1 protein-coding gene is annotated in these 475 nt (G+C 52.2%); it reads left to right on the top strand.

Features of this window, described 5'->3' with window-relative positions:
• Positions 1 to 475: VENN motif pre-toxin domain-containing protein (locus tag HH682_RS15440; RefSeq protein WP_214238365.1), on the top strand; the 475-nt coding region annotated here is incomplete at both ends.

Consider the following 475-nt stretch of genomic DNA (forward strand, 5'->3'; position numbering starts at 1 on the left):
AAGGGGAGATAGCAGGGTTTAGCGCCGCTAAAGCTAAGCATCCGACCTATACCGATGACCAGCTGCGTGAGACAGTCGAGTTTAAACAAGCGAGCAAACCTTTTGGAACCGGCGGCGCAATACAACAGGCCATTACTGCCTCAACTGCCGCAATACAAGGGTTGGCGGGAGGGGATATCGCTAAGGCCTTAGCAGGGGCGAGCGCCCCTTATTTAGCCGAGGTTATCCATCGCCAAACGACCTCTGCCGACGGAGAGGTAAATAAAACTGCCAATCTGATGGCGCATGCGGTAGTGAATGCGGCATTATCCCTAGCGAAAGGTGAAAATGCGTTAGCCGGAGCGAGTAGTGCGGTGACCGCCGAGGCGGTGGGGATGATTTCACAAGCCTATTATGGTAAAAATCCCTCTGAGCTTAATGAAGATGAAAAACAAAAAATCAGTGCACTAGCCAGTTTAGCCGCAGGATTAGCGGG

Origin of the sequence: Rosenbergiella gaditana (assembly GCF_018494065.1) — a bacterium.
Lineage (GTDB): Bacteria > Pseudomonadota > Gammaproteobacteria > Enterobacterales > Enterobacteriaceae > Rosenbergiella > Rosenbergiella gaditana.